The following is a 959-nucleotide window of genomic DNA, read 5'->3' as shown; positions in this document are numbered from 1 at the left end:
TGTTGGCGCTGATGGAAAATTGACCCACCCTGCCGATTGAAATTTGACCCAGAGCGGATTGCTGATTTTGTTACCAGCAACTGTGGATAAGTCTACCAGCGCAGCTGCTTTTGAACCCACTCCTTCGTTAGCCCAGTTCAGCTGTTGAAGACCTGCCACATGCAGCCATGCAGCAGGCCATCGTCACCATGAAATCAGAACGGCTCATCGTCCTCCGGTTCCTGGCCGCCCTTACGCTTTCGCTCCCGTGATTTGATCTTGGCCTGGGCCGCCAAGCTGCTGTGTTGCAGGCGATAGGACTCGTTACCGGTTTCGACGATGTGGCAGTGGTGCGTAAGCCGATCCAGCAAGGCTGTGGTCATCTTGGCGTCGCCGAACACGCTCGACCATTCGGCAAAGCTCAGGTTGGTGGTGATCACCACGCTGGTGTGCTCGTACAGCTTGGACAGCAGGTGAAATAACAGCGCGCCACCGGCCTGACTGAAGGGCAGATACCCCAGCTCGTCGAGGATGACCAGATCCATGCGTAGCAGTGCCTGGGCGATCCGCCCGGCTTTGCCGTCGTGTTTTTCGCGCTCCAGAAGATTGACCAGATCGACCGTGGAGTAGAAGCGCACGCGCTTGCCATGCCGGGTGATGCCGGACACGGCCAGTGCGGTGGCCAGGTGGGTTTTGCCGGTGCCTGGGCCGCCGATCAGCACCACGTTCTGCGCGGTGTCGGTAAAGCTCAGATTGGCCAGCTCGCTGATCAAGCGAGCGTCGGCGCTGGAGGCGCTGAAGTCGAAGCCGGCCAGATCGCGGTGCATCGGCAGCTTGGCCATGTTCATCTGGTGGCTCACCGAGCGCATGGCGCGATCTGTGTGCTCTTGTTCCAGCAGGTGTTCGAGCAGCCACTTGGACGAGGCTGTGTTCGACTCACCCTGTGCAGTTAACTCCGCCCAGGCCGTGGCCATGCCGTG

The 959-nt window shown here is 59.9% G+C and carries 1 protein-coding gene; it reads right to left on the bottom strand.

Translation table 11 applies throughout. The features are described from left to right. Positions 1–194: 194 nt before the first annotated feature. Positions 195–959: IS21-like element ISPst3 family helper ATPase IstB (gene istB / locus GYA94_RS24240; protein WP_161893254.1), on the bottom strand; the 765-nt coding region annotated here is incomplete at its 5' end.

Source organism: Pseudomonas juntendi (genome assembly GCF_009932375.1).
Lineage (GTDB): Bacteria > Pseudomonadota > Gammaproteobacteria > Pseudomonadales > Pseudomonadaceae > Aquipseudomonas > Aquipseudomonas juntendi.
Note: the sequence above shows the minus strand (reverse complement) of the source record. Positions and strands in the feature narration are given on the sequence as shown.